Annotated in this window: 22 protein-coding genes; 16 read left to right on the top strand and 6 right to left on the bottom strand. The window is 73.3% G+C overall.

Annotated elements, in window-relative coordinates:
• Positions 1-54: 54 nt before the first annotated feature.
• From ACIGAN_RS02815 to ACIGAN_RS02800, 4 genes are all read left to right on the top strand, one after another.
• Positions 55-450 carry a cell division protein SepF gene (locus tag ACIGAN_RS02815; RefSeq protein WP_399854543.1) on the top strand — a complete coding sequence of 132 codons (396 nt, stop codon included), beginning with the start codon at positions 55-57 and terminating at the stop codon, positions 448-450.
• Positions 451-560: 110 nt separating this feature from the next.
• Positions 561-1,745 (top strand): AAA family ATPase, encoded by a 1,185-nt coding sequence (locus ACIGAN_RS02810; protein ID WP_399854542.1) that lies wholly within the window; start codon positions 561-563, stop codon positions 1,743-1,745.
• On the top strand, positions 1,738-2,064 hold the full coding sequence (locus ACIGAN_RS02805; protein WP_399854541.1) for a nucleotide pyrophosphohydrolase: 327 nt from the start codon (positions 1,738-1,740) through the stop codon (positions 2,062-2,064). The genes ACIGAN_RS02810 and ACIGAN_RS02805 overlap by 8 nt, the downstream gene beginning before the upstream one ends.
• Positions 2,065-2,264: 200 nt before the next feature.
• Entirely contained in the window at positions 2,265-2,735 is a 471-nt protein-coding gene (locus ACIGAN_RS02800) for a DUF6099 family protein (RefSeq protein WP_365092024.1), read from the top strand.
• 96 nt (positions 2,736-2,831) lie between these two features.
• Here the strand turns inward: ACIGAN_RS02800 and ACIGAN_RS02795 are convergent, their stop codons facing one another.
• Entirely contained in the window at positions 2,832-3,008 is a 177-nt protein-coding gene (locus ACIGAN_RS02795) for a hypothetical protein (RefSeq protein WP_365092021.1), read from the bottom strand.
• Positions 3,009-3,247: 239 nt separating this feature from the next.
• Between ACIGAN_RS02795 and ACIGAN_RS02790 the strand changes: the two genes are divergently transcribed.
• The 6 genes from ACIGAN_RS02790 (at position 3,248) to ACIGAN_RS02765 (ending at position 12,388) form a co-directional block, all read left to right on the top strand.
• Positions 3,248-4,171 carry an LLM class F420-dependent oxidoreductase gene (locus ACIGAN_RS02790; protein WP_365092018.1) on the top strand — a complete coding sequence of 308 codons (924 nt, stop codon included), beginning with the start codon at positions 3,248-3,250 and terminating at the stop codon, positions 4,169-4,171.
• A gap of 158 nt (positions 4,172-4,329) precedes the next feature.
• On the top strand, positions 4,330-5,793 hold the full coding sequence (locus ACIGAN_RS02785; protein ID WP_399854540.1) for a 3' terminal RNA ribose 2'-O-methyltransferase Hen1: 1,464 nt from the start codon (positions 4,330-4,332) through the stop codon (positions 5,791-5,793).
• Complete coding sequence (locus ACIGAN_RS02780; protein WP_399854539.1) at positions 5,790-8,333, top strand: polynucleotide kinase-phosphatase; 2,544 nt, start codon at positions 5,790-5,792, stop codon at positions 8,331-8,333. The genes ACIGAN_RS02785 and ACIGAN_RS02780 overlap by 4 nt, the downstream gene beginning before the upstream one ends.
• A gap of 191 nt (positions 8,334-8,524) precedes the next feature.
• A complete protein-coding gene (locus tag ACIGAN_RS02775; RefSeq protein WP_365092010.1) occupies positions 8,525-9,748 on the top strand; it encodes an arginine deiminase in 1,224 nt (407 codons plus the stop codon).
• Positions 9,749-9,845: 97 nt separating this feature from the next.
• Positions 9,846-10,853, top strand: a complete 1,008-nt coding sequence (argF, locus tag ACIGAN_RS02770) for an ornithine carbamoyltransferase (protein WP_365743382.1) — start codon at positions 9,846-9,848, stop codon at positions 10,851-10,853.
• A gap of 104 nt (positions 10,854-10,957) precedes the next feature.
• Entirely contained in the window at positions 10,958-12,388 is a 1,431-nt protein-coding gene (locus ACIGAN_RS02765) for an amino acid permease (RefSeq protein WP_365092006.1), read from the top strand.
• Here ACIGAN_RS02765 and ACIGAN_RS02760 read toward each other — a convergent pair.
• On the bottom strand, positions 12,345-12,812 hold the full coding sequence (locus tag ACIGAN_RS02760; protein WP_365092140.1) for an ATP-binding protein: 468 nt from the start codon (positions 12,810-12,812) through the stop codon (positions 12,345-12,347). The two genes, ACIGAN_RS02765 and ACIGAN_RS02760, sit on opposite strands and share 44 nt — an antisense overlap.
• Positions 12,813-13,119: 307 nt before the next feature.
• On the opposite strand from ACIGAN_RS02760, the gene ACIGAN_RS02755 reads away from it, so the two are divergent.
• Positions 13,120-13,947, top strand: a complete 828-nt coding sequence (locus ACIGAN_RS02755) for an enoyl-CoA hydratase family protein (RefSeq protein ID WP_365092004.1) — start codon at positions 13,120-13,122, stop codon at positions 13,945-13,947.
• Positions 13,932-16,295 (top strand): bifunctional salicylyl-CoA 5-hydroxylase/oxidoreductase, encoded by a 2,364-nt coding sequence (locus tag ACIGAN_RS02750; protein ID WP_399854538.1) that lies wholly within the window; start codon positions 13,932-13,934, stop codon positions 16,293-16,295. Before ACIGAN_RS02755 ends, ACIGAN_RS02750 begins: the two co-directional genes overlap by 16 nt.
• Here ACIGAN_RS02750 and ACIGAN_RS02745 read toward each other — a convergent pair.
• The 3 genes from ACIGAN_RS02745 to ACIGAN_RS02735 all read right to left on the bottom strand — a co-directional run bounded on the left by ACIGAN_RS02745 (position 16,292) and on the right by ACIGAN_RS02735 (position 19,406).
• Positions 16,292-16,873 (bottom strand): cysteine hydrolase family protein, encoded by a 582-nt coding sequence (locus ACIGAN_RS02745; protein WP_399854537.1) that lies wholly within the window; start codon positions 16,871-16,873, stop codon positions 16,292-16,294. The two genes, ACIGAN_RS02750 and ACIGAN_RS02745, sit on opposite strands and share 4 nt — an antisense overlap.
• A 106-nt stretch (positions 16,874-16,979) precedes the next feature.
• Complete coding sequence (locus ACIGAN_RS02740; RefSeq protein WP_399854536.1) at positions 16,980-17,792, bottom strand: PaaX family transcriptional regulator; 813 nt, start codon at positions 17,790-17,792, stop codon at positions 16,980-16,982.
• Between the two features lie 15 nt (positions 17,793-17,807).
• Positions 17,808-19,406 carry an AMP-binding protein gene (locus ACIGAN_RS02735; protein WP_399854535.1) on the bottom strand — a complete coding sequence of 533 codons (1,599 nt, stop codon included), beginning with the start codon at positions 19,404-19,406 and terminating at the stop codon, positions 17,808-17,810.
• 125 nt (positions 19,407-19,531) lie between these two features.
• Between ACIGAN_RS02735 and ACIGAN_RS02730 the strand changes: the two genes are divergently transcribed.
• Positions 19,532-20,731 carry an acyl-CoA dehydrogenase family protein gene (locus ACIGAN_RS02730; RefSeq protein WP_399854534.1) on the top strand — a complete coding sequence of 400 codons (1,200 nt, stop codon included), beginning with the start codon at positions 19,532-19,534 and terminating at the stop codon, positions 20,729-20,731.
• On the top strand, positions 20,728-21,126 hold the full coding sequence (locus ACIGAN_RS02725; RefSeq protein WP_399854533.1) for a RidA family protein: 399 nt from the start codon (positions 20,728-20,730) through the stop codon (positions 21,124-21,126). Before ACIGAN_RS02730 ends, ACIGAN_RS02725 begins: the two co-directional genes overlap by 4 nt.
• A gap of 13 nt (positions 21,127-21,139) precedes the next feature.
• Here the strand turns inward: ACIGAN_RS02725 and ACIGAN_RS02720 are convergent, their stop codons facing one another.
• A complete protein-coding gene (locus ACIGAN_RS02720; protein ID WP_365091986.1) occupies positions 21,140-21,334 on the bottom strand; it encodes a DUF5999 family protein in 195 nt (64 codons plus the stop codon).
• A 246-nt stretch (positions 21,335-21,580) separates the two neighbouring features.
• Here ACIGAN_RS02720 and ACIGAN_RS02715 point away from each other — a divergent pair, with 246 nt between their 5' ends.
• Together ACIGAN_RS02715 and ACIGAN_RS02710 are read left to right on the top strand one after the other, a co-directional pair.
• Positions 21,581-22,015 carry a DUF6299 family protein gene (locus ACIGAN_RS02715; RefSeq protein ID WP_365738618.1) on the top strand — a complete coding sequence of 145 codons (435 nt, stop codon included), beginning with the start codon at positions 21,581-21,583 and terminating at the stop codon, positions 22,013-22,015.
• A gap of 172 nt (positions 22,016-22,187) precedes the next feature.
• Positions 22,188-23,777, top strand: a complete 1,590-nt coding sequence (locus ACIGAN_RS02710; RefSeq protein ID WP_399854532.1) for an ABC transporter substrate-binding protein — start codon at positions 22,188-22,190, stop codon at positions 23,775-23,777.
• Positions 23,778-23,797 lie beyond the last annotated feature (20 nt).

Below are 23,797 nucleotides of genomic sequence, written 5' to 3'. Positions count from 1 at the left end.
GACTCTGCGCAAGAATTGCCCGATGCAGACAGCCAGTGCGAGCCAGGACGGAGCATGCCGGTGAACAGCCACGATGTCACCGACGAACAGTGGGAGGGGCTCGCCCAGGTCGTGCCGCTGCGGGGCCGGGACGCCTGGCCCTCCTCCATCGGCCACCGCTCCATACCCGAGGCCGAGACCGAGGCGCGGCGCCGTTTCGTCGTCCTGCGCGTGAACGTCTTCGCCGACGCCCGTGACGTCGCGGAGACCCTGATGGCCGGCATCCCGGTGCTGCTCGACCTCACCGGCGCGGAGGCGGAGGTCGCCAAGCGGGTCCTCGACTTCAGCACGGGCGTCGTCTTCGGCCTGGCCAGCGGCATGCACCGGGTGGACCGGAACGTGTTCCTGCTGACACCGGCCGGGACCGAGGTGACGGGGCTGATGGAGGGCGTCGGGGTGCCCGGGGTATGACGCGGGAGGCGGCCGGGGGGGGGTGTGGGTTGACCGCACGGTCGCCCGATCGTAGGAACCCCGGGGGGACAAAACGGTTCGTCCCTCCTGCGGAGCCCTACCGTCCGGACATGACATCGCCCCCCGCTCCCGCCCCGCACACCACCGGGGTCCCCGGCCCTGCCGCACCCCCCGCCCAGCCCGACCGCCCCCGCGTCACCGAGCTGCGCCTGTCCGCCTTCGCCGGGCACCGCCGGGCCGTGCTCCCGCTGGGGCGGCTCACCCTCCTGGCCGGCCCCAGCGGCTCCGGCAAGTCCAGCGCGCTGCGGGCCTACGAGGCCCTGGCCCGGCTCGGGGGCGGCGCCACGCTCGGCGAGGCGTTCCCGGACCCCACCCGCTGCGTCCCCGAGCGGGCCCGGCCCGACGCCCAGCACCGCCGGGGCTTCCGCATCGGCTGCACGGCCGACGGCCCCGCGGGTCCGGTCCGGCTCGACGTCGCCGTGCAGGCGGAACCGGAACTGCGCATCGTGGGCGAACGGCTCACCGCCGACGGACTGGTACTGCTGGAGACCGCCCTGCGCGACCCGGGCAAGCACGCCGTCCAGGCCGCCTGGCACACGGCCGGACCGACCCCGGTGACCCGCGGCCCGCTCCCCGACGACCGGCTCGGCACCGCCCTGCTGCCCCTGCGCGTCGCGGGCCGCACCCCCGGGCAGCGCAGGGTGCTGGCCGCCGCCGAGCAGATGGTCGTCGCCCTGCGCTCCGTCTTCGCCTGCGACCCCGAACCCGCCCGGATGCGCGGCCCCGTACCGGCCGGCCCCGGCCGTCTCCTCGGCGACTGCGGGAACGTGGCGGAGGTGCTGTGGCGCACGCGCGCCGAGTGCGGGCGGCGGCACGCGCGGCTGGTGGCGGCGGCGCGCGCGGGGTGCGCCGGGCCGGTGACGGACGTGCTCGCCCACACGGACGCTTCCGGCGCCCTCCGCGCGGCGCTCGACCGCGGCGACGGTGTGCGTACGGACCTGGGGCGGCTCGGCGACGGCGAACTGCGGTACCTGGCCCTCGCCCTGGTCCTGCTCACCGGCCCCGGCGTCCTGGAGGTCGACCCGGCCGGCGAGGTGCCCGCCGCGCTCCAGACGCTCACCGTCCTGGCCGACGGGCTCGACCGCGCACTGGACCCGCGGCAGCGGCGCGAACTGCTGGAGCTGGCGGCCCGGATGTGCGAGCGGGGGCACATCCGTCTGGCGGCCGCGGTCAGCGACGCCTCCTGGGCCGCCGGGACCGACGGTGTCACGGTGGTACACCTGGACCGTGACTGATCCCCTGGACGTGGCGACGCTGCAACGCCGGCTGGCCGAATTCGCCGCCGCACGCGACTGGCAGCAGTACCACACCCCGAAGAACCTGGTCGCCGCGCTCAGCGTGGAGGCGTCGGAACTGGTGGAGATCTTCCAGTGGCTGACGCCCGAGGAGTCGGCGGGTGTGATGGCCGACCCGGACACCGCGCACCGCGTCACCGACGAAGTCGCCGACGTGCTCGCGTATCTGCTCCAGCTGTGCGAGGTGCTCGGCATCGACCCGCTGGCGGCGCTGGACGCGAAGATCGACCGGAACGAACGGCGCTTCCCGCTGCGGTGACCCGGGGGCGGGCCAGGCGGTGGAGCCACTCAGTCCGCTTGTACGCTCTGTAATCAAAGGGCGGCTCGAATCCGAATCGTTGTCCGTTAATTTCCGTCTTCCTCTGGCTTTTGGTCTCACGGCCCTTCACTCTGGGTAGTGAACAAGGGAGTTCGGGCAGGCGGACGCGCGGGGCGCGTCGGACAAGACGGGGGCAGCGCATGGACGCGGTGCGGCTCATCGTGACGAGCAGGCGGTCCCTGGCCGCGGGCGGCGAGGCGAAGGAGGTCATGGCCGAGGTGTGGCAGGCGCAGGCTCTCGCGCAGGCGATAGGGAGCCGCCTCGCGGTCGCCGGTCCACCCGAACTGCGCGGGGAGGCGCTGGGGTTGACGGAGCTGGCGGGCCGGGGCTGCGGCGTCCTGGACGCGCCGGAGCTGGCCCCGGGCGAGCTGCGGGCGGGCCAGCTCACGGAGTTGGGGGACGCCCGCCACACGCTGATGTACCTGGGCGGCCTCCTCGGCGAGGTCGGCATCGCCCTGGTCGCCCTGGCCTGCGCCGCGGCCGACGAGGGCACGTACTGGCAGTGCATGGAGGCCATCGACGCGGCGGACGAGTCCCGCGACCGCGTCCTGGAGATGCTCCGCAGACTCGCCGACCGCGAACAGGCGTTACCGGAGCGGGAGGCGGGCTGAGGGGACCCCCCTCGTCCCCGTCCTCGACCACCCCCTCCGCCCGGAATCCCCCCTTCGCCCGGCATCCCCCCGCCCCCGGCACCGCCGCGCCGGCGTCTAGCCGGTCCGGCCCTCCTCGATCGGCTCGCGGCCCGTGTCCCCCGACGCCTGAAGATCCGCGTCCAACGCCGACAGGTCCGCGTTCAGCGCCGCCATCAGCTCCTCCATCTGCTGCAGCAGCCCTTTCGGCTGCCCGGTCGTCCCGCCCTGCTGCGGCACGGTCTCTTCGGACATGACGGCCTCCTCGGCCCCTGGCCCCCCGGGGAGGCCGACGCGGGTGACGCCCCGGCGGTGACCGGCCGGTGCGGAAGCCGGGGGCTCCGGCTCCGCCCGAGCCAACGATCACCGCCGGGGGCGGTCACTGGCCCGGTCACACCGGTCCTGCGGTATTGACGTAATTTCACCCGACCGGGGACGGCGTGGGACGGGGGACCGATCGCGTGGTCGCGCGCCCCGGAGTGCAGGATGGATGTATGGACCTCCGCATCTTCACCGAGCCCCAGCAAGGGGCCACCTACGACACTCTGCTCGCCGTCGCCAAGGCCACCGAGGACCTCGGCTTCGACGCCTTCTTCCGCTCCGACCACTACCTGCGCATGGGCAACGTCGACGGTCTGCCCGGCCCCACCGACGCCTGGATCACCCTGGCCGGACTCGCCCGCGAGACCAAGCGCATCCGCCTCGGCACACTGATGACCGCCGGCACCTTCCGGCTGCCCGGCGTGCTCGCCATCCAGGTCGCGCAGGTCGACCAGATGTCCGGCGGCCGTGTCGAACTCGGCCTCGGCGCCGGCTGGTTCGAGGAGGAGCACAAGGCCTACGGCATCCCCTTCCCCAAGGAGAAGTTCGCCCGGCTGGAAGAGCAGCTGGAGATCGTCACGGGCCTGTGGGCCACGCCCGCCGGCAAGACCTACGACTTCCACGGCACCTACTACGACCTCACGGACTCTCCCGCGCTGCCCAAGCCGGCCCAGGCGAAGATTCCCGTCCTCGTCGGCGGCCACGGCCCGACCCGCACCCCGCGCCTGGCCGCCCGGTACGCCGACGAGTTCAACATGCCCTTCGCCTCCGTCGAGGACAGCGAGCGCCAGTTCGGCCGGGTGCGCGCCGCCGCCGAGGAGGCCGGCCGCACGGGCGACGACCTGGTCTACTCCAACGCCCTCGTCGTCTGCGTCGGCCGGGACGACCAGGAGGTCGCCCGCCGGGCCGCCGCGATCGGCCGGGAGGTCGACGAGCTCAAGCTCAACGGCCTGGCCGGCTCCCCGGCCGAGGTCGTCGACAAGATCGGGCGTTACGCCGAGATCGGCTCCCGCCGCATCTACCTCCAGGTCCTGGACCTGGACGACCTGGACCACCTGGAGCTGATCTCCTCGCAGGTGCGGTCGCAGCTGCCGTAGCGGCCCGGGTCCACCCGCCCCGATAACCGAAGGCGCTGGTGGGCACAGGTGTGCGAAGCTGTGGGCGTCGTCCTGCCGAGCCCCCAGGATCACCCCTCCTGGGGGCTTTCGCGCGCACGGCACCGCAGTCATCCGACCCGGCCGGAGAGGCCCTCAGCATGTTCCTGACGATCAGTACCACCGGCACCCCGGAACGCCCCGCGACCGACCTCGGGTACCTGCTGCACAAGCATCCCGACAAGGCGCAGGCGTTCTCCACCTCCTCCGGCACGGCGCACGTCCTCTACCCCGAGGCGGACGCCCTGCGCTGCACGGCGGCGCTGCTGCTGGAGGTGGACACGGTGGCCCTGGTCAGGAAGGGCAAGGGCAAGGGCCGCGGCGGCGCCCCGGACGCGGCGCTCGCCCAGTACGTCAACGACCGCCCCTACGCGGCCTCCTCCCTGCTCGCCGTGGCGCTGAGCAACGTCTTCTCCAGCGCCATGAAGGGCGTCTGCCATGCCCGCCCGGAGCTGCCCGGCCAGGCCAGGCCGCTGCGCATCGAGGTGCCCGCGCTGCCCGCCCGCGGCGGCCCGGACCTCGTCGCGAAGCTCTTCGAACCGCTCGGCTGGACGGTCACCGCGCAACCGGTGCCGCTGGACACCGAGTTCCCCGGCTGGGGCGACTCGCGCTACGTCGGCCTCGTCCTGGAATCCGGCACGCTCACCGTCGCCGAGGCCCTGCGCCACCTCTACGTCCTGCTCCCCGTCCTCGACGACGCCAAGCACTACTGGGTCGCCCCCGACGAGGTCGACAAGCTGCTGCGCGCCGGCGAGGGCTGGCTGCCCGGCCACCCGGAGCAGAAGCTGATCACCAGCCGCTACCTCGCGCGCCGCTGGTCGCTGACCCGCCGGGCGACCGAGCGGCTGGAGCTGGTCCGGCTCGCCGAGGCCGACGACAGCGAGGTCGAGGCGATCGACAACGCCGTCGAGGCGGAGACCGAGACCGAGGAGAAGCCCACCCCGCTGGCCGTGCGGCGCCGCGAGGCGATCGTCACCGCGCTGCGGAACTCCGGGGCCGCCCGGGTGCTCGACCTCGGCTGCGGCCAGGGCCAGTTGGTGCAGGCGCTGCTCAAGGACCTGGCGTTCACCGAGATCGTCGGCGTCGACGTCTCCATGCGGGCCCTCACCATCGCCTCCCGGCGGCTGAAGCTGGACCGCATGGGGGAGCGGCAGGCGTCCCGCGTCACCCTCCTCCAGGGGGCGCTCACCTACACCGACACCCGCCTCAAGGGCTACGACGCCGCCGTGCTCAGCGAGGTCATCGAGCACCTCGACCTGCCCCGGCTGCCGGCCCTGGAGTACGCGGTGTTCGGTGCGGCCCGGCCGCGCACGGTCCTCGTGACCACTCCGAACGCCGAGTACAACGTGCGCTGGGAGACCCTCCCGGCCGGACACCTCCGGCACGGCGACCACCGCTTCGAGTGGACCCGCGCCGAGTTCCGGGCCTGGGCGCAGGCGGTGGCCGAACGCCACGGCTACACGGTCGCGTACGAGCCCGTGGGACCCGACGACCCCGAGGTGGGACCGCCCACGCAGCTGGCCCTGTTCACCCTGACGAGCCCGAAGGAGGCGACGGCGGCATGACCGACGAGACGCGAGGGCGCGTGCTGCCCGTCACCGACCTGTCCCTGGTGGTGCTGATCGGCGCCTCCGGCTCCGGCAAGTCCACCTTCGCCCGCAGGCACTTCAAGCCCACCGAGGTCATCTCCTCCGACTTCTGCCGCGGCCTGGTCTCGGACGACGAGAACGACCAGAGCGCCACCAAGGACGCCTTCGACGTCCTGCACTACATCGCCGGCAAGCGCCTGGCCGCGGGCCGGCGCACGGTCGTGGACGCGACCAGCGTGCAGTCCGAGGCGCGGCGCCAGCTGATCGACCTGGCCCGGCAGTACGACGTGCTCCCCATCGCCGTCGTGCTCGACGTGCCCGAGGAGGTGTGCGCCGAGCGCAACGCGGCCCGCGCCGACCGCGCCGACATGCCCCGCCGGGTCGTCCAGCGCCACACCCGCGAACTGCGCCGCTCCCTGCGGCACCTGGAGCGCGAGGGCTTCCGCAAGGTGCACGTCCTGCGCGGGGTGGAGGAGATCGAGCACGCCACCATCGTCACCGAGAAGCGCTTCAACGACCTCACCCACCTCACCGGCCCGTTCGACATCATCGGCGACATCCACGGCTGCTCGGCCGAACTGGAGGCCCTGCTCGGCAAGCTGGGCTACACCGACGGCGTCCACCCGGAGGGCCGCACGGCCGTCTTCGTCGGCGACCTCGTCGACCGCGGCCCCGACAGCCCCGGCGTGCTGCGCCGCGTGATGTCCATGGTGAAGTCCGGCAACGCCCTGTGCGTCCCCGGCAACCACGAGAACAAGTACGGCCGCTACCTGCGCGGCCGCAACGTCCAGCACACCCACGGCCTCGCCGAGACCATCGAGCAGATGGCGGGCGAGAGCGAGGAGTTCGTCGCCGAGGTGCGGCAGTTCCTCGACGGCCTGGTCAGCCACTACGTCCTCGACGGCGGACGGCTCGTCGTCTGCCACGCGGGCCTGCCCGAGAAGTACCACGGCCGCACCTCCGGCCGGGTCCGCAGCCACGCCCTGTACGGCGACACCACCGGGGAGACCGACGAGTTCGGCCTGCCGGTGCGCTACCCGTGGGCGGAGGAGTACCGGGGCCGGGCGGCGGTCGTCTACGGCCACACCCCCGTCCCGGAGGCCACCTGGCTCAACAACACCATCTGCCTGGACACCGGCGCCGTCTTCGGCGGCAAGCTCACCGCGCTGCGCTGGCCGGAGCGCGAGCTGGTCGACGTACCGGCCGAGCGCGTCTGGTACGAGCCGCTGAAGCCGCTGCGCAGCGAGGCGCCCGGCGGGCACGACGGCCGCCCGCTCGACCTCGCCGACGTGCACGGCCGGCGGGTCGTGGAGACCCGGTACCAGGGGCGCGTCTCGGTCCGCGAGGAGAACGCGGCCGCGGCCCTGGAGGTCATGAGCCGCTTCGCGGTGGATCCGCGGCTGCTGCCGTACCTGCCGCCGACCATGGCCCCGACGGCCACGAGCCACGTCGACGGCTACCTGGAGCACCCGGCGGAGGCCTTCGCCCAGTACGCGCGGGACGGTGTCGCGCGGGTCGTGTGCGAGGAGAAGCACATGGGCTCGCGGGCGGTGGCCCTGGTGTGCCGCGACGCGGAGGCGGCCCGCAGGCGCTTCGGCGTCGGGGACGGGATCACCGGATCCCTCTACACGCGCACCGGCCGCCCGTTCCTGGACGACGACGCCCTCACCGAGGGCATCCTCGGCCGGCTGCGCACGGCCGTCGGCGAGGCGGGCCTCTGGGACGACCTGGAGACCGACTGGCTGCTGCTCGACGCCGAGCTGATGCCCTGGTCCCTGAAGGCGTCCGGGCTGCTGCGCTCCCAGTACGCCGCCGTGGGCGCCGCCTCCGGCGCGGTGTTCCCCGGCGCGCTGGCCGCGCTGCGGGGTGCCGCCGAGCGGGGTGTGGACGTGTCCGGGCTGCTGGCCCGCACCGGTGAACGCGCCGCCGACGCCGCCGCGTTCACCGCGGCCTACCGCCGCTACTGCTGGACCACCGACGGCCTGGACGGCGTCCGCCTGGCACCGTTCCAGCTCCTCGCCGTCCAGGGCCGCAGCCTGGCCGCCCTGCCGCACGACGAGCAGCTCGCCCTCATCGACCGGCTCGTCGAATACGACGGCAGCGGCCTGCTGCAGACCACCCGCCGGCTCTACGTCGACACCGCCGACCCCGAGTCGGTGCGGGCCGGCGTCGACTGGTGGCTGGAGATGACCGGCCGCGGCGGCGAGGGCATGGTCGTCAAGCCGGTCGGCGCGGTCGTCCGCGACGGCCAGGGCCGCCTGGTCCAGCCCGGCATCAAGTGCCGCGGCCGGGAGTACCTGCGGATCATCTACGGGCCCGAGTACACCCGCCCGGAGAATCTCGCCCGCCTGCGCTCCCGCTTCCTCGACCACAAGCGCTCCCTGGCGATCCGCGAGTACGCGCTCGGCCTGGAGGCCCTGGACCGCCTGGCCGAGGGTGAACCGCTGTGGCGGGTGCACGAGGCGGTGTTCGGGGTGCTGGCCCTGGAGTCGGAGCCGGTCGACCCGCGCCTGTGACCCCGTACGGCGGCCTGCGGCCGGATCGCGTCACCCCGGCGCGATCCGGCCGCAGGCCGTGACGCCGGTCCCGGCCGTCCCCGCCCGGCCGTCCGCCGCCCGACCCGTTGTCGTCACCCCGACGCGAAACGGTGCGGCCGGAAACGCGCGCGGGGTGCGTCAAGACGGGCTCCGGCGGTCAGGATGAAGGCATGGCATACCACGTCCACTCCGAGGCCGGGCGGCTGCGCCGCGTCATCCTGCACCGGCCCGACCTGGAGCTCAAAAGGCTCACCCCGAGCAACAAGACCTCGCTGCTCTTCGACGACGTGCTGTGGGTGCGCAGGGCCCGCGCCGAGCACGACGGGTTCGCCGACGTGCTGCGCGACCGGGGCGTCGCCGTCCACCTCTTCGGTGACCTGCTGGCCGAGACGCTGGAGGTCCCCGAGGCCAGATCCCTGGTCTTGGACCGGGTCTTCGACGAGAAGGAGTACGGCCCGCTGGCCACCGACCACCTCAGAGCCGCCTTCGAGCACCTGCCCGGGCGGGAGCTGGCGGAGGTGCTCGTCGGCGGCATGACCAAGCGCGAGTTCCTCGACGTGCACCCGGAGCCGACCTCCGTGCGCTTCCACGTCATGGAGCTGGACGACTTCCTGCTCGGCCCCCTGCCCAACCACCTGTTCACCCGGGACACCTCGGCCTGGATCTACGACGGCGTGTCCATCAACGCCATGCGCTGGCCCGCCCGGCAGCGCGAGACGGTGCACTTCGAGGCGATCTACCGGCACCACCCGCTGTTCCGCGACGAGAACTTCCGCGTCTGGTCGCAGGGGCAGGCCGACTACCCGTCGACGATCGAGGGCGGTGACGTGCTGGTCATCGGCAACGGGGCCGTGCTCATCGGCATGAGCGAGCGGACCACCCCGCAGGCCGTGGAGATGCTCGCGCACAAGCTGTTCGCCGCCGGCTCGGCCGAGACGATCGTCGCCCTCGACATGCCCAAGCGCCGCGCGTTCATGCACCTCGACACCGTGATGACGATGGTCGACGGCGACACCTTCACCCAGTACGCGGGCCTGGGCATGCTCCGCTCGTACACCATCGAGCCCGGCGTCGGCGAGAAGGAGCTGAAGGTCACCGACCATCCGCCGGAGCACATGCACCGGGCGATCGCCGCGGCCCTCGGCCTGAACGAGATCCGCGTGCTGACCGCGACCCAGGACGTGCACGCGGCCGAGCGCGAGCAGTGGGACGACGGCTGCAACGTCCTGGCCGTCGAACCCGGCGTCGTGGTCGCCTACGAGCGGAACGCCACCACCAACACCCACCTGCGCAAGCAGGGCATCGAGGTGATAGAGATCCCGGGCAGCGAACTGGGCCGGGGCCGGGGCGGACCGCGATGCATGAGCTGCCCGGTCGAGCGCGACCCGGTGTGAGCACCCCGTTCCGTATAGGCATGCTGAGCTTCGTATAGTATTCCAGGGAGTCAGTGTCCCCGTTCCGTCACCGTCCCCGTATCCCTGGAGCGCCCCCATGGCGACAGTCCCGACCGCCCTCGCCGGCCGCCACTTCCTCAAGGAGCTGGACTTCACCGAGGAGGAGTTCCGCGGCCTGGTCGCGCTGGCCGCGGAGCTGAAGGCCGCCAAGAAGGCCGGGACCGAGACGCCGTACCTGCGGGGCCGGAACATCGCCCTGATCTTCGAGAAGACCTCCACCCGCACCCGCTGCGCGTTCGAGGTCGCGGCCGCCGACCAGGGCGCCTCGACCACGTACCTCGACCCCTCCGGCTCCCAGATCGGGCACAAGGAGTCGGTCAAGGACACCGCGCGGGTGCTGGGCCGGATGTACGACGCGATCGAGTACCGGGGCGACAGCCAGCAGAAGGTGGAGGAGCTCGCCGCGCACGCCGGGGTGCCCGTCTACAACGGGCTCACCGACGACTGGCACCCCACCCAGATGCTCGCCGACGTGCTGACCATGACCGAGCACTGCGCCAAGCCGCTGACCGAGGTCGCCTTCGCCTACCTGGGCGACGCCCGCTTCAACATGGGCAACTCCTACCTGGTCACCGGCGCGCTGCTCGGCATGGACGTACGGCTTGTCGCGCCGAAGGCCTACTGGCCCGCCGAGGAGGTCGTCGACCGGGCCCGCGCGCTCGCCGGGCGCAGCGGCGCCCGGATCACGCTCACCGAGACCGTGGACGAGGGCGTCCGCGGCGCCGACTTCGTCGCCACCGACGTGTGGGTCTCCATGGGCGAGCCGAAGGAGGTCTGGGACGAGCGCATCACCGCCCTCGCCCCGTACGCCGTGACCATGGACGTCCTGCGCGCCACCGGCAACCCGGACGTGAGGTTCCTGCACTGCCTGCCCGCCTTCCACGACCTCGGCACGAAGGTCGGCCGGGAGATCCACGCCTCGCACGGCCTGGACCACCTGGAGGTCTCCGACGAGGTCTTCGAGTCGGCCCACTCGGTCGTCTTCGACGAGGCGGAGAACCGGATGCACACCATCAAGGCGGTCATGGTGGCAACCCTCGCCTGAACAGGCCTTATGCTGACCGGCGGCCCGGAACCACCCCTTCTCCGCGGCCGTCCGCGCGACGCACCCGTCGCATCCGAGCACCACCAGAAACGAGCACCACCCGCATGCCCCGCTACAAATCGCCCCACCTGCTGGTGGCCGAATCCGGAGCCGACCGCGAAGGCCACGGCCTGAAGCGCACGATGGGCCTCTTCCAGCTCGTCTGCTTCGGCGTCGGCGCGATCGTCGGCACCGGCATCTTCGTCGGCCTGTCCGACTCGGTCGCCCAGGCCGGCCCCGCCGTCGTGATCTCCTTCGTCCTGGCCGCGATCACCTGCGTCTTCACCGCGTTCGCCTTCGCCGAGCTGGGCGGCGCGATCCCGGTCTCCGGCTCCTCGTACTCCTTCGCCTACGCCGGACTCGGCGAGGGCACGGCCTTCCTCGTCGGCTGGTGCCTGCTGCTGGAGTACGGCGTGTCGGTGTCCGCGGTGGCGGTCGGCTGGAGCCAGTACGTCAACGAGCTCCTCGGCAGCCTCGTCGGACTGCGCCTGCCCACCGCCCTGTCGGGCGGCCCCGCCGAGGGCGGCGTGGTCAACCTGCCGGCCGTGATCGTCATCGCCATGGCCGCCGTCCTGCTGGTCCGCGGGGTGCGCGAGAGCGCCCGGGCCACGGCGGCGATGGCCGTCCTCAAGCTCGCCGTGCTCGTGGCCTTCGTCGCGATCGGCTTCACCGCCTTCGAGGACGGCAACCTCACCCCGTTCTCGCCGGAGGGCCTGGCCGGCATCGGCGCGGGCACCACCGCCGCCTTCTTCTCGTACATCGGCTTCGACGCGATCACCACGGCCGGCGAGGAGGCGAAGAACCCGCGCCGGGACATCCCGGTCGCGATCCTCGTCTGCATCGGCCTGGTCACCGTGCTCTACTGCGCGGTCGCGCTCGCCGCCATCGGCGCCATCGGCGGCGACGCGGTCGGCGGGCGGCCCGCCGCGCTGTCCTACGTGGTCAACCAGGTCACCGGCTCCACCGTCGGCGGCGGCGTGATCGCCTTCGGCGCGGTCGTCGCCATCGCCTCGGTGGTGCTCGCCGTGATGTACGGCCAGACCCGGATCCTCATGTCCATGTCCCGCGACGGTCTCGTCCCGCGGGTCTTCGAGCGGGTCTCGCCGAGGACCTCCACGCCGGTCGCCGGCACGCTGCTCGTCGCGCTCGTCTTCGCGCTGCCCGCGGCGTTCGCGCCGCTGGACGCCGTGGTCAACCTGTGCACCATCGGCACGCTCGCCGTCATGGCCGTCGTCAACGTCGCGGTCATCGCCCTGCGCCGCCGCGAGCCGGGCCTCGCCCGCACCTTCCGCGTGCCGCTGTACCCGCTCACGCCGCTGCTCGGCGTCGGCTTCTGCCTGTACCTGATGTACGAGACGGGCCCGGCGACCTGGCTCCAGTTCGCCGTGTTCCTCGCGGCGGGCCTGGCCCTGTACCTGCTCTACGGGCGCCGGAACTCGCGGCTGGCCCGGCTCACGCCGGCGGACGCCGCTGAGCGGGAACCGCAGGCAGTCTGAACCACACGGCCTTGCCGGACTCCGTGGGCCGGTGTCCGCAGGAGGAGCTGAGGGCGCGGATCAGCAGCAGACCGCGCCCGTGTTCCTGCCAGGGGTCGGGCGGCCCGCAGGCCGGACGGGTGAGGTCGCCGGGCGGGGCCGGGTCGGTGTCGTGCACCTCGACCTGGCAGCCCGACGGCATCAGCTCCACCACCAGCTCTATCGGCGTCTCGCCCGGGGTGTGCTCCACGGCGTTGGCCACCAGCTCCGCCGTGAGCAGCTCGGCGGTGTCGCAGTCCGCCCCGTGCTCCAGCTCGGCCAGCGCCGTACGGACCAGGGCACGGGCCGCGGGCACCGCCGCGGCGGTGTGCGGCAGCGCGACGCGCCAGGAGGCGGGGGCTGAGGGGAGTTCGTACAAGGCGGGTCCGTTCATGGAGCAGGACATCCTGCTGTCAACCTTATGCATGGTACGGCGCCACTTCCCGGACGCGTCCGAGGGGCACCGGCGGGGGCACCGTCGCCCTCCTCGCCGACGGCTTACCCAGGTGAACGCGGTGCCGCGCACGGCTGCTCCCACCGTTACGCCGGTGTGGACGAGCTGTGACGGATGTGACCGGCCCGGAGCACTCCCGGCCTCACCGGAGTCCTACCCGGTCCTTCTATCGCGCACTCATGACGGCGGTCACGGATGAGTGATAGCTTCGGGGGGTAGAGCTCAGTGAGGCAGTGCCCGTCCGAGGAGGCCGCCCGTCATGAGTCCCTTCACCGGCTCCGCCGCCCGCACCCCCCGCTGGGAGCACCTGCGCGTCGACGTCGCCGACGGCGTCGCGACCGTCACCCTGGCCCGCCCCGCCAAGCTCAACGCGCTCACCTTCGGCGCCTACGCCGACCTGCGCGACCTGCTGGCCGAGCTCTCCCGGGAGCGGGCGGTGCGGGCCCTGGTGCTGGCCGGCGAGGGACGCGGCTTCTGCTCGGGCGGCGACGTCGAGGAGATCATCGGTGCCACGCTCGCCCTGGACACCGCCCGGCTCCTCGACTTCAACCGGATGACCGGCCAGGTGGTCCGCGCGCTCCGCGAGTGCCCGTTCCCGGTGATCGCCTCGCTGCACGGCGTGGCGGCGGGCGCCGGGGCGGTCCTGGCCCTGGCCGCCGACTTCCGCGTGGCCGACCCCACCACCCGCTTCGCGTTCCTCTTCACCCGCGTCGGCCTGTCCGGCGGCGACATGGGCGCGGCCTACCTCCTGCCCCGGGTCGTCGGCCTGGGCCACGCCACCCGACTGCTGATGCTGGGCGACCCGGTCCGCGCCCCCGAGGCGGAGCGCATCGGCCTGATCAGCGAACTCACCGGGGAAGGCCAGGCGGACGAGGCGTCCCGGCAGCTGGCCCGCCGCCTGGCGGAGGGCCCGGCCCTCGCGTACGCCCAGACCAAGGCCCTGCTGACGGCCGAGCTGGACATGCCCCTGGCGGCCTCGGTCGAACTGGACGCCGCCACCCAGGCCCTCCTGATGACCGGCGAGGACTACGCCGAGTTCCACGCGGCCTTCACCGAGAAGCGCCCCCCGAAATGGAGCGGACGCTAGTGGACGTCCCCGAAGGGGCGCGGGGAACCGCGCGACGAACCACCACGCACCCGCGGCCGCGGCACGGCACCGGTCGCCCCCTGCGCGTCGCTGTCATCGGCGGCGGCCCCGGCGGCCTCTACGCCGCCGCCCTGCTCAAACGCCTCGACCCCACCCGCGACATCACCGTCTGGGAACGCAACGCCCCCGACGACACCTTCGGCTTCGGCGTGGTCCTCTCCGACGAGACCCTCGGCGGCATAGAACACGCCGACCCCACCGTCCACGAGGCCCTGCGCAGGGACTTCGTCCGCTGGGACGGCATCGACATCGTCCACCGCGGCGTACGGCACACCTCCGGCGGCCACGGCTTCGCCGCGCTGGGCCGCCGGCGCCTGCTGCAGATCCTCCACGGCCGCTGCCGCGACCTCGGCGTCCGCCTCCGCTTCCGCACCGAGGCCCCCGACGGCCTCTGCGCCACCCACGACCTGGTCATCGCCGCGGACGGCATCCACAGCACCACCCGCGACGCCCGTGCGGACGTCTTCCGCCCCCGCGTCACGGCCCACCGCTGCCGCTACATCTGGCTCGCCGCCGACTTCGCCTTCGACTCCTTCCGCTTCGACATCGCCGAGACCGAGCACGGCGTGATGCAGCTCCACGGCTACCCCTACGCGCCGGACGCCTCCACCGTGATCGTCGAGATGCGCGAGGAGGTCTGGCACGCGGCCGGCTTCGACCGGCTCGGGGAGGCGGAGTCGATCGAACGCTGCGCCAAGATCTTCGCCGACACGCTCCACGGCCGGCCGCTGAAGTCGAACAACTCCACCTGGACGACCTTCCGCACGGTCGTCAACGAACGCTGGTCGCACGGCAACGTCGTCCTGCTCGGCGACGCCGCCCACACCGCCCACTTCTCCATCGGCTCCGGCACCAAACTGGCCGTCGAGGACGCCCTGGCGCTCGCCGCCTGCCTGGCGGAACAGGACTCTCTGCCCGAGGCCCTGGCCGCCTACGAGGCCGAGCGGCGTCCGGTCGTCGCCTCCACACAGCGCGCGGCACGCGCCAGCCTGGAGTGGTTCGAGAACCTCGCCCTCTACCTGGACCAGCCGCCCCGCCAGTTCGCCTTCAACCTGCTCACCCGCAGCCGCCGCGTGACCCACGACAACCTCCGGCTGCGTGACGCGCGCTTCACTCAGGCGGTGGAGCGCGAGTTCGGCTGCCCGCCCGGCACGCCCCCGATGTTCACCCCGTTCCGGCTGCGCGGCCTCACCCTGCGCAACCGGGTCGTCGTCTCACCCATGGACATGTACTCGGCCGTCGACGGCGTCCCCGGCGACTTCCACCTCGTCCACCTGGGCGCGCGGGCACTGGGCGGGGCCGCACTGGTGATGACGGAGATGGTGTGCGTCAGCGAGCGGGGGCGGATCACGCCCGGCTGCGCCGGCCTCTACACCGGACGGCAGGCCGAGGCATGGAAGCGGATCACCGACTTCGTGCACACCCGGGCCCCCGGCACGGCCATCGGCGTGCAGCTCGGCCACAGCGGCCGCAAGGGTTCCACGAAGGTGATGTGGGAGGGCATGGACGAGCCGCTGCCGGAGGGCAACTGGCCGCTGGTGGCCGCGTCGCCGCTGCCCTACAAGCCGTCCGGCCAGACGCCCCGTGAGCTCTCCCGCGCCCAGCTCACCGATCTGCGCGAGCAGTTCGCCGCCGCCGCCGTGCGCGCCGCCCGGGCCGGTTTCGACCTGCTCGAACTGCACTGTGCCCACGGTTACCTGCTCTCCGGCTTCCTCTCCCCGCTGACCAACCGCCGCACCGACGCCTACGGCGGCACCCTCGACAAGCGGCTGCGCTTCCCGCTGGAGGTCTTCGACGCCGTCCGCGGCGCGTGGCCGGGGGAGCGGCCCATGACGGTCCGCATCTCCGCGACCGACTGGGCCGAGGGCGGGACGACCGCCGAGGAGGCCGTGGAGATCGCCCGGGCCTTCGCCGCGCACGGCGCCGACGCGATCGACGTGTCGACCGGGCAGGTCGTGGCGGACGAACAGCCCGAGTTCGGACGGTCGTACCAGACGCCCTTCGCGGACCGCATCCGCAACGCCACCGGCGTCCCGGTGATCGCGGTCGGCGCGATCTCCTCCTGGGACGACGTCAACTCGCTGATCCTGGCGGGCCGTACGGACCTGTGCGCGCTGGCCCGCCCGCACCTGTACGACCCGCACTGGACCCTGCACGCGGCGGCCGAACAGGACTACACGGGCCCGGCCGCCCCCTGGCCGCCCCCCTACCGCGCGGGCAGCCGCCGCCCCCGCACGGGCCGCACGGACGCCCCGAAGCCACGGCTGAGCCTGTCGGACACGCCCTAAGGCACCGGGTGCGGGGCGGCGCGGGTGAAGTCGAGGTCCTCGGCCGTGACGATCCGGGCGCCCATGTTGCGTTCCATCATCTCCAGGGCCGCGTCGGCCAGGTGCGGATGGATGGAGGCGACGGCGTCCCGGGGCACGGTGACCTCCAGGTGGCGGATGTGCGCGTCGAGAGCGGAGTACAGGATGCACTGCTCGGTGACCTGGCCGATCAGCACCACGTGCCCGACGCCCAGGTTGCGCAGCAGGTAGGCCAGGGGCGTCTCGAAGAAGACCGAATGGCGGGCCTTCACCACGAACAGCGACTCCTCGTCGGGCCGGATCGGCTCGATCAGACGGGCCTGCGGCCGGGCGAGCGCGGCGTCGACCAGCTCTCCGTGGTGGGAGCGCCACCGTCCGAAGTTGTCGTTGGCGTAGATGACCGGCACGTCCGCCTTGCGGGCCCGGTCGATCAGGTCCGCGACGACGGGTACGATCTGCTCGACGGACGGCACGAGCAGCTCGGCGTCCTCGTGGTCGTAGGTGTTGATCATGTCGACCACGATCAGGGCCGGCCGCGTCGAGCCTTCCTGGCGTTCCATGGCCGTCTCCCGTGTGCAGGGGGTGGTGCGGGTGCCGAGGCGTGCTGCCGAGTACCCGGGGGCGTGGCGGAGCTAACGGGGGACACGGAGCGGGTCCACCGCGCCGTCACACCCCCACGAACCCCGCCCCCGCCTCCCGCAGCCGCTCGTGCAGCCCCCGGAACACCGCCGACGAGCGGACCCCCGGCCAGTCCTCCGGCAGAAGCGCGGCGGGCAGGCCCGGATCGGTGTAGGGGAGGTGGCGCCAGGAGTCCAGGGCGAGCAGGTAGTCGCGGTAGGCCTCCTCGGGTGGGGTGTCCTCGCGCTTGTCCCAGGCGCGCAGGACGTGTTCGTGGCGGTCGAGGAACGCCTCGTGCTCCTTGGCGATGGCGGCCAGGTCCCACCAGCGGGCGACGGCGTCGGCGGTCGGCGCGAAACCGAGGTGGTCGCCGCGGAAGAAGTCGACGTACGTGTCGAGCCGCAGCCGCGCCAGGGTGTGCCGGGTCTCCTCGTACAGCCGGGCGGGCGCGATCCACACGCCCGGGGCGGCCGTGCCGAAGCCGAGTCCGGACAGGCGGGAGCGCAGCACGTGCCGCTTCTGCCGCTCCGACTCCGGCACCGAGAACACCGCCAGCACCCAGCCCTCGTCCTCCGGCGGAGCCGCCGCGTAGATGCGCCGGTCGCCGTCGTCGAGCAACTGGCGGGCGTCCGGGGACAGTGCGTAGCCCGCCGCGCCCTGGGTGGTGCGGGCGGGCACGAGCAGCCCGCGTCTCTTGAGCCGCGACACCGAGGAGCGTACGGACGGGGCGTCCACGCCGACCGCGGCCAGCAGCCGGATCAGTTCGGCTACGGGCACGGGGCCCGGGACGAAGCGTCCGTACGCGCCGTAGAGCGTGACGATGAGAGACCGTGGTGCATGCTGGTCGGACACGTTGATCATCTTAGGTCGTACGGATCAGTCCCGGCCGCCTTCCGTGCGCAGCCGGAACCGCTGGAGCTTGCCGGTGGCCGTGCGCGGCAGCGCGTCCAGGAAGACGATCTCCCGCGGGCACTTGTACGGGGCCAGTTCCTCCTTGACGAAGGCGCGCAGGGCCCCGGCGTTACGTGCGGCGCCCTCCCTCAGCACGGCGAAGGCCACCACGACCTGGCCGCGCTCCTCGTCGGGCCGTCCGACGACCGCCGCCTCCACCACGTCCGGGTGGCGCAGCAGCGCGTCCTCGACCTCGGGGCCCGCGATGTTGTACCCGGCCGAGATGATCATGTCGTCGGCGCGGGCGACGTACCGGAAGAAGCCGTCGGGTTCGCGGACGTAGGTGTCACCGGTGATGTTCCAGCCGTCGCGCACGTAGAGGCTCTGCCGCGGGTCGGCGAGGTAGCGGCAGCCGACCGGTCCGCGCACGGCGAGCAGCCCGGGCCGCCCGTCGGGCACCGGTGTGCCGTCGGCGTCCTGCACGCGCGCCTGCCAGCCCGGCACGGGAACGCCCGTGGCGCCCGGGCGGATGTGCTCGTCGGCGGCGGAGATGAAGATGTGCAGCAGCTCGGTGGCGCCGATGCCGTTGATGAGGCGCAGCCCGGTGCGCTCGTGCCAGGCCCGCCAGGTGGCGGCGGGCAGGTTCTCGCCCGCCGAGACGCAGCGGCGCAGGGACGACAGGTCGTGGCCGTCGAGCTCGCCGAGCATCGCGCGGTACGCCGTGGGGGCGGTGAACAGCACGGAGACCCGGTGCCGGGCGATGGCCGGCAGCAGTTGCTTCGGGCCCGCCTGCTCCAGCAGCAGCGCGCTCGCCCCGGCCCGCAGCGGGAAGACCACCAGCCCGCCGAGGCCGAAGGTGAAGCCGAGCGGGGGACTGCCCGTGAAGACGTCGTCGGCGCGGGGCCGCAGCACGTGCCGGGAGAAGGTGTCGGCGATGGCCAGGACGTCCCGGTGGAAGTGCATACAGCCCTTGGGGCGGCCGGTGGTGCCGGAGGTGAAGGCGATCAGCGCCACGTCGTCGGCCGCCGTCGGGACGGCCTCGAAGGGGGTCTCGGGCGCCGGGCGGTGGAGCAGGTCGCCGGGCGCGTCACCGCCGAAGGTCGTGATGCGCAGGCCGGGGATCTCGGCCTTGGCGAGGTCGTCGACGGAGCGGACGTCGCACAGCGCGTGCCGCACCCGGGCGATCTCGCACATCGTGCTCAGTTCGTGCGGGCGCTGCTGGGCGAGCACGGTGACCGCGACGGCCCCCGCCTTCAGCACCGCGAGCCAGCAGGCGGCGAGCCAGGGCGTGGTGGGGCCGCGCAGCAGCACCCGGTTGCCGGGGACGACGCCGAGCTCGCCGGTGAGCAGATGGGCCACGCGGTCGACCCGGGCGCGCAGCTCGGCGTACGTCCACGGCGCACCGGTGGGGGTGTGGAACGCGGGGCGGTCGCCGGGCTGGCCGGTGAGCAGTTCGGCGGCGCAGTTGAGCCGGGCGGGGTAGCGCAGCTCCGGCAGGTCGAAGCGGAGCTCGGGCCATTGGTCGGGGGGTGGCAGATGGTCGCGCGCGAAGGTGTCGACGTGGGCCGTGCGCCGTGCATGCATACGGTTCGCCCCCTCGGCGTGGTGGGCTCGCCTCTGGAGCGTATCGTGTTGGTGACGGCAGTCAACGGTTCGCGATAGCCTCGGAGTGCCCGGCCGGACGCAGGGTGGCGGAGAAGGGACCGGCGATGACCGCATTCTCGCTCGAACCGGCACAACTCGCCTGGTGCGCCGAGCTGCGCGCCCTGGCCGCCGAGCGGCTGCGCCCCCTGGCCGAGAAGGGCGAACCGGGCCGGGTGAACCGGCCCCTGGTCGCCGAACTGGGCCGGCTGGGCCTGCTGCGGCGCGTGTTCGCCTCCGGCGCCCTCGACCTGTGCCTGATGCGCGAGTCCCTGGCCCGGGCCTGTACGGAGGCCGAGACGGCCCTGGCTCTCCAGGGCCTGGGCGCCCACCCCGTCCACGCGCACGGCACCGCGGCCCAGCGGGCCCGCTGGCTGCCCGGGGTCACCGACGGCACGGCCGTCGCGGCCTTCGCGCTGAGCGAGCCCGGGGCGGGCTCGGACGCGGCGGCCCTGGAGCTGACCGCCCACCCGGACGGCACGCCCCACACGGAGGGAACCGCCCACCCCGACGCCACCGCCCGCCCCGACACCACCGCCCACCCGGACGGCACCGGCCGCTGGCGGCTCACCGGCGAGAAGTGCTGGATCTCCAACGCCCCGGAGGCCGACTTCTACACCGTCTTCGCGCGGACCACCCCGGGCGCCGGCGCCCGCGGGGTCACGGCGTTCCTGGTGCCCGCCGACCGCCCGGGCCTGACCGGACGCGGGCTCGACATGCTCGCGCCGCACCCCATCGGCGCACTCGACTTCGACGGCGTGCCGGTGACCTCCGGCGACGTGCTGGGCGAGGTCGACCGCGGCTTCCGCGTCGCCATGGGCACGCTCAACCTGTTCCGGCCCAGCGTCGGCGCCTTCGCCGTCGGCATGGCGCAGGCGGCGCTCGACGCGACCCTCGCCCACACCGCCCGCCGCGGTGCCTTCGGCGGCACCCTGCGCGACCTGCAGGCCGTCTCCCACCAGGTCGCGGAGATGGCCCTGCGCACGGAGGCGGCCCGGCTGATGGTCTACGCGGCGGCGACCGCCTGCGACGAGGGCGCCCCGGACGTGCCCGCGCGCTCCGCCATGGCGAAACTGCTCGCCACCGAGACCGCGCAGTACGTCGTCGACACGGCCGTCCAGCTGCACGGCGCCCGGGCCCTGCGCCGCGGCCACCTGCTCGAACACCTCTACCGCGAGGTCCGCGCGCCCCGCGTCTACGAGGGCGCCAGCGAGGTCCAGCGCGGCATCATCGCCAAGGAGCTGTACGCCCGGCAGGAGGCCCGGTGAGCGCCGAACGCGTCAACCCGCCCGGCCTGTCGCCACCGGCCGGCTTCTCCCACGCCGTCGTCGTCACCGGCTCCCGCGTGGTGTTCCTGGCGGGACAGACCGCGCTGGACGCCGGCGGCAAGGTGGTCGGAGCGACCCTGCCCGAGCAGTTCGAGCGGGCCCTCGCCAACCTGCTGAGCGCCCTCGCCGCGGCCGGCGGCACCCCGGCCGACCTGGCCCGTGTCACCGTCTACGCAACGGATGTCGCCGCCTACCGCGCCCACGCCCCCGAACTGGGCCGCCGCTGGCGGAAGCTGGCGGGCCGTGACTACCCGGCCATGGCGGTCGTCCAGGTGGTCCGGCTGTGGGACGAGGAGGCACTGGTGGAACTCGACGGCTTCGCGGTCCTGCCCTGAGGCGGTGCTCCGGTCAGGCCGCGGCGGCCAGTCGCTCCCCGCCCGTCCGGTGGGGCTCCACCACACGTCCGTCCGGCAGCAGTTCGCCGGTGTCGTCGAAGACGATCGCCCCGTCGCAGCGCAGGCTCCAGCCCTGCTCGGGGTGGGCGGCGACGACGTGCGCGGCGGGGGAGCCGGTCGCGGGGCACAGGGGCTGGTGGGCACACATGGCGCACCTCCACGTCGGTAGGGCCGTCCGAACGGTTCGGACGACGCGTACAGACAGACCATCCTCCCGCCCCGCACTCATCGGAACGGCGCGGCCGGAAGCGTGACACGCCCCGGACATGTGCCGGACCGTTCCACGACGCCCGGCGCCAACTCGCCACCGAAGGGGTGAGGGTCACCGGCCGCGGCCCGGAGGGCCGGTACGAGTGGTAGTACGACATTCCGCTCATTACGGGAGGTTTCCCCCATGCGTGTGCGTTCCCTGCTCGGCGCGGCGGCCGGTGCCGCGCTGCTGGCGCTGACCGGCGCCACCCCCGCCACCGCCTCCGTCCTCGCCCCGTACGACTCCGTGACCGTCGACGCGGTCGCCGGTGTCGCCGCCGACGGCACCGTCACCCTGTCCGGCACCTACCGCTGCGCGAGCTCCAGCGGCCCCGTCTTCGTCAGCTCCTCCGTGCGCCAGGGCATCTCCACCACCCGCTACGGCGTCGGCGGCACCCGGGCCGTGTGCGACGGCGCCGTGCACCGCTGGGTGAACACGGGCCGGCCGGCGCCCGGCGTGCTCGTGCCCGGCGCGGCGCACGTCGAGGCCACCCTGATGGAACTGCGCACCTTCAGCGGCCTGCCGCTGCCCACGTTCCACGCCGTCACGGAACAGGACATCACCCTGACCCGCAGCTGAGCCGGCGGGCGAACGGGCCGGTGGCACACCCGCGTTCGGGGTGCGCCACCGGCCCGCGCGCGTCGACGACCCGGCTCTCGCGCACCGCGATGGTGCGCGACCCTCCCCCTTGGCTGTTTAATTGCGAGGTCTTGGCAACAACCTGACTAGCGCAACAAGGGTGTGAGGTCACATGTCGACCCGTCGGATACGAGGGGCCGCCATCACGGCGGCGCTGGCCGCGGCGGTCACCGCCTGCTCCGCGCCGAGCAGTGGCGGCTCGGACGACGGCACGTCCGCCGGATCCGTCGTCATCGGGGTGGCCTCCGAGCCGGACACCCTGAGCCCGCTGCTCGGCTACGGCAAGGACGGCAACTCCAAGATCTTCGACGGGCTCCTCGCCCGCGACGCCGGCCTGAAGCTGAAGCCCGCCCTGGCGGCCGCGCTGCCCGAGGTCACCGACGGCGGCCGCACGTACACCTTCACCCTGCGCGAGGGCGTCGAGTTCAGCGACGGCGAGCCGCTGACGGCCGCCGACGTCGTCTACACCTACCGGACCGTGCTCGACGCGAAGACGAACAACACCTTCAAGAGCGAGCTGGACGCCGTCGAGGAGGTCCGGGCCAAGGGCGACGACCAGGTCGTCTTCACCCTCAAGTACCCCTACGCCCCCTTCGCCGCCCGCACGGTCCTGCCCATCGTCCCCGAGCACCTCGCGGGCAGGCAGGACCCGAACACCGGGTCCTTCAACACCAAGCCGGTCGGCACGGGACCGTACGTGCTGTCGAAGTGGAGCAAGGGCGAGAAGCTCACCTTCAAGGCCAACCCCCGCTACTGGGGCGGCGCGCCGAAGGTGAAGAGCTTCACCATGGCGATCGTCGCCGACGACAACGTCCGCGCCACCCGCCTGCGCTCCGGCGACCTCGACGGCGCCGTCCTGCCGCCCAACCTCGCCGCCACGTTCAAGAACGAGGACGGCAAGCGCACCTACCAGGCCCGCTCCTACGACTTCCGGGCCGTCACCCTCCCCACCGCCGGCGAGGTCACCGGCGACCGCGCGATCCGCCGGGCCCTCGACGCCGCCGTCGACCGCGAGGCCATGGTCGACCGGATCCTGGACGGCGCGGGCCGCCCGGCCTACGGGCCGCTGCCCGTCGACGACCCGGCCTTCAGCAAGGCCGTCGAACGCGCCCACGACCTCGGCAGGGCGAAGAAGATCCTGGACGAGGCCGGCTGGAAGCCCGGTGAGGGAGGCATCCGCGCCAAGGACGGCCGGCGGGCCTCCTTCACCCTGCTCTACCCCTCCGGCGACAAGGTCCGCCAGGACCACGCCCTCGCCTACGCCTCCGACGCCAAGAAGGCCGGCATCGACGTCCGGGTGGAGAGCGCCACCTGGGAGGTCATCGAGCCGCGCATGAAGGACACCGCCGTCCTCGCGGGCTTCGGCAGCACCGGCGACCCCGACTTCGGCCTCTACACCCTGCTGCACTCCTCCCTGGCCGGCGACGGCTTCAACAACATGGCCCGCTACGACAACCCGGCCGTCGACCGCGCCCTCGACGAGGCCCGCCGCAGCCAGGACCCCGACCAGCGCCGCTCCGCCTACGCCACGGTGCAGCGCGCCCTGGTGCAGGACCCCGGCTACACCTTCCTCACCCACATCGACCACCTCTACGTGCTGGCCGACCGCTGGGACGGCCTGACCACCCAGCTGGAGCCGCACGAGCACGGCTTCGCCAGCGGCCCCTGGTGGAACATCGAGGACTGGCAGCCGAAGAAGTGAGCCGCGTGCCCTGGGGAGCC

Source organism: Streptomyces sp. NPDC085931, from assembly GCF_044540565.1.
Taxonomy (GTDB): domain Bacteria; phylum Actinomycetota; class Actinomycetes; order Streptomycetales; family Streptomycetaceae; genus Streptomyces.
Note: the sequence above shows the minus strand (reverse complement) of the source record. Positions and strands in the feature narration are given on the sequence as shown.

What these genes read in the sequence shown, in the direction of transcription:
- ACIGAN_RS02815 (WP_399854543.1), top strand. Translation starts at nt 55, where the DNA reads ATGCCGGTGAACAGCCACGATGTCACCGACGAACAGTGGGAGGGGCTC.
- ACIGAN_RS02810 (WP_399854542.1), top strand. Translation starts at nt 561, where the DNA reads ATGACATCGCCCCCCGCTCCCGCCCCGCACACCACCGGGGTCCCCGGC.
- ACIGAN_RS02800 (WP_365092024.1), top strand. Translation starts at nt 2,265, where the DNA reads ATGGACGCGGTGCGGCTCATCGTGACGAGCAGGCGGTCCCTGGCCGCG.
- ACIGAN_RS02795 (WP_365092021.1), bottom strand. Translation starts at nt 3,008, where the DNA reads ATGTCCGAAGAGACCGTGCCGCAGCAGGGCGGGACGACCGGGCAGCCG.
- ACIGAN_RS02790 (WP_365092018.1), top strand. Translation starts at nt 3,248, where the DNA reads ATGGACCTCCGCATCTTCACCGAGCCCCAGCAAGGGGCCACCTACGAC.
- ACIGAN_RS02785 (WP_399854540.1), top strand. Translation starts at nt 4,330, where the DNA reads ATGTTCCTGACGATCAGTACCACCGGCACCCCGGAACGCCCCGCGACC.
- ACIGAN_RS02780 (WP_399854539.1), top strand. Translation starts at nt 5,790, where the DNA reads ATGACCGACGAGACGCGAGGGCGCGTGCTGCCCGTCACCGACCTGTCC.
- ACIGAN_RS02775 (WP_365092010.1), top strand. Translation starts at nt 8,525, where the DNA reads ATGGCATACCACGTCCACTCCGAGGCCGGGCGGCTGCGCCGCGTCATC.
- argF (WP_365743382.1), top strand. Translation starts at nt 9,846, where the DNA reads ATGGCGACAGTCCCGACCGCCCTCGCCGGCCGCCACTTCCTCAAGGAG.
- ACIGAN_RS02765 (WP_365092006.1), top strand. Translation starts at nt 10,958, where the DNA reads ATGCCCCGCTACAAATCGCCCCACCTGCTGGTGGCCGAATCCGGAGCC.
- ACIGAN_RS02760 (WP_365092140.1), bottom strand. Translation starts at nt 12,812, where the DNA reads ATGTCCTGCTCCATGAACGGACCCGCCTTGTACGAACTCCCCTCAGCC.
- ACIGAN_RS02755 (WP_365092004.1), top strand. Translation starts at nt 13,120, where the DNA reads ATGAGTCCCTTCACCGGCTCCGCCGCCCGCACCCCCCGCTGGGAGCAC.
- ACIGAN_RS02750 (WP_399854538.1), top strand. Translation starts at nt 13,932, where the DNA reads ATGGAGCGGACGCTAGTGGACGTCCCCGAAGGGGCGCGGGGAACCGCG.
- ACIGAN_RS02745 (WP_399854537.1), bottom strand. Translation starts at nt 16,873, where the DNA reads ATGGAACGCCAGGAAGGCTCGACGCGGCCGGCCCTGATCGTGGTCGAC.
- ACIGAN_RS02740 (WP_399854536.1), bottom strand. Translation starts at nt 17,792, where the DNA reads ATGATCAACGTGTCCGACCAGCATGCACCACGGTCTCTCATCGTCACG.
- ACIGAN_RS02735 (WP_399854535.1), bottom strand. Translation starts at nt 19,406, where the DNA reads ATGCATGCACGGCGCACGGCCCACGTCGACACCTTCGCGCGCGACCAT.
- ACIGAN_RS02730 (WP_399854534.1), top strand. Translation starts at nt 19,532, where the DNA reads ATGACCGCATTCTCGCTCGAACCGGCACAACTCGCCTGGTGCGCCGAG.
- ACIGAN_RS02720 (WP_365091986.1), bottom strand. Translation starts at nt 21,334, where the DNA reads ATGTGTGCCCACCAGCCCCTGTGCCCCGCGACCGGCTCCCCCGCCGCG.
- ACIGAN_RS02715 (WP_365738618.1), top strand. Translation starts at nt 21,581, where the DNA reads ATGCGTGTGCGTTCCCTGCTCGGCGCGGCGGCCGGTGCCGCGCTGCTG.
- ACIGAN_RS02710 (WP_399854532.1), top strand. Translation starts at nt 22,188, where the DNA reads ATGTCGACCCGTCGGATACGAGGGGCCGCCATCACGGCGGCGCTGGCC.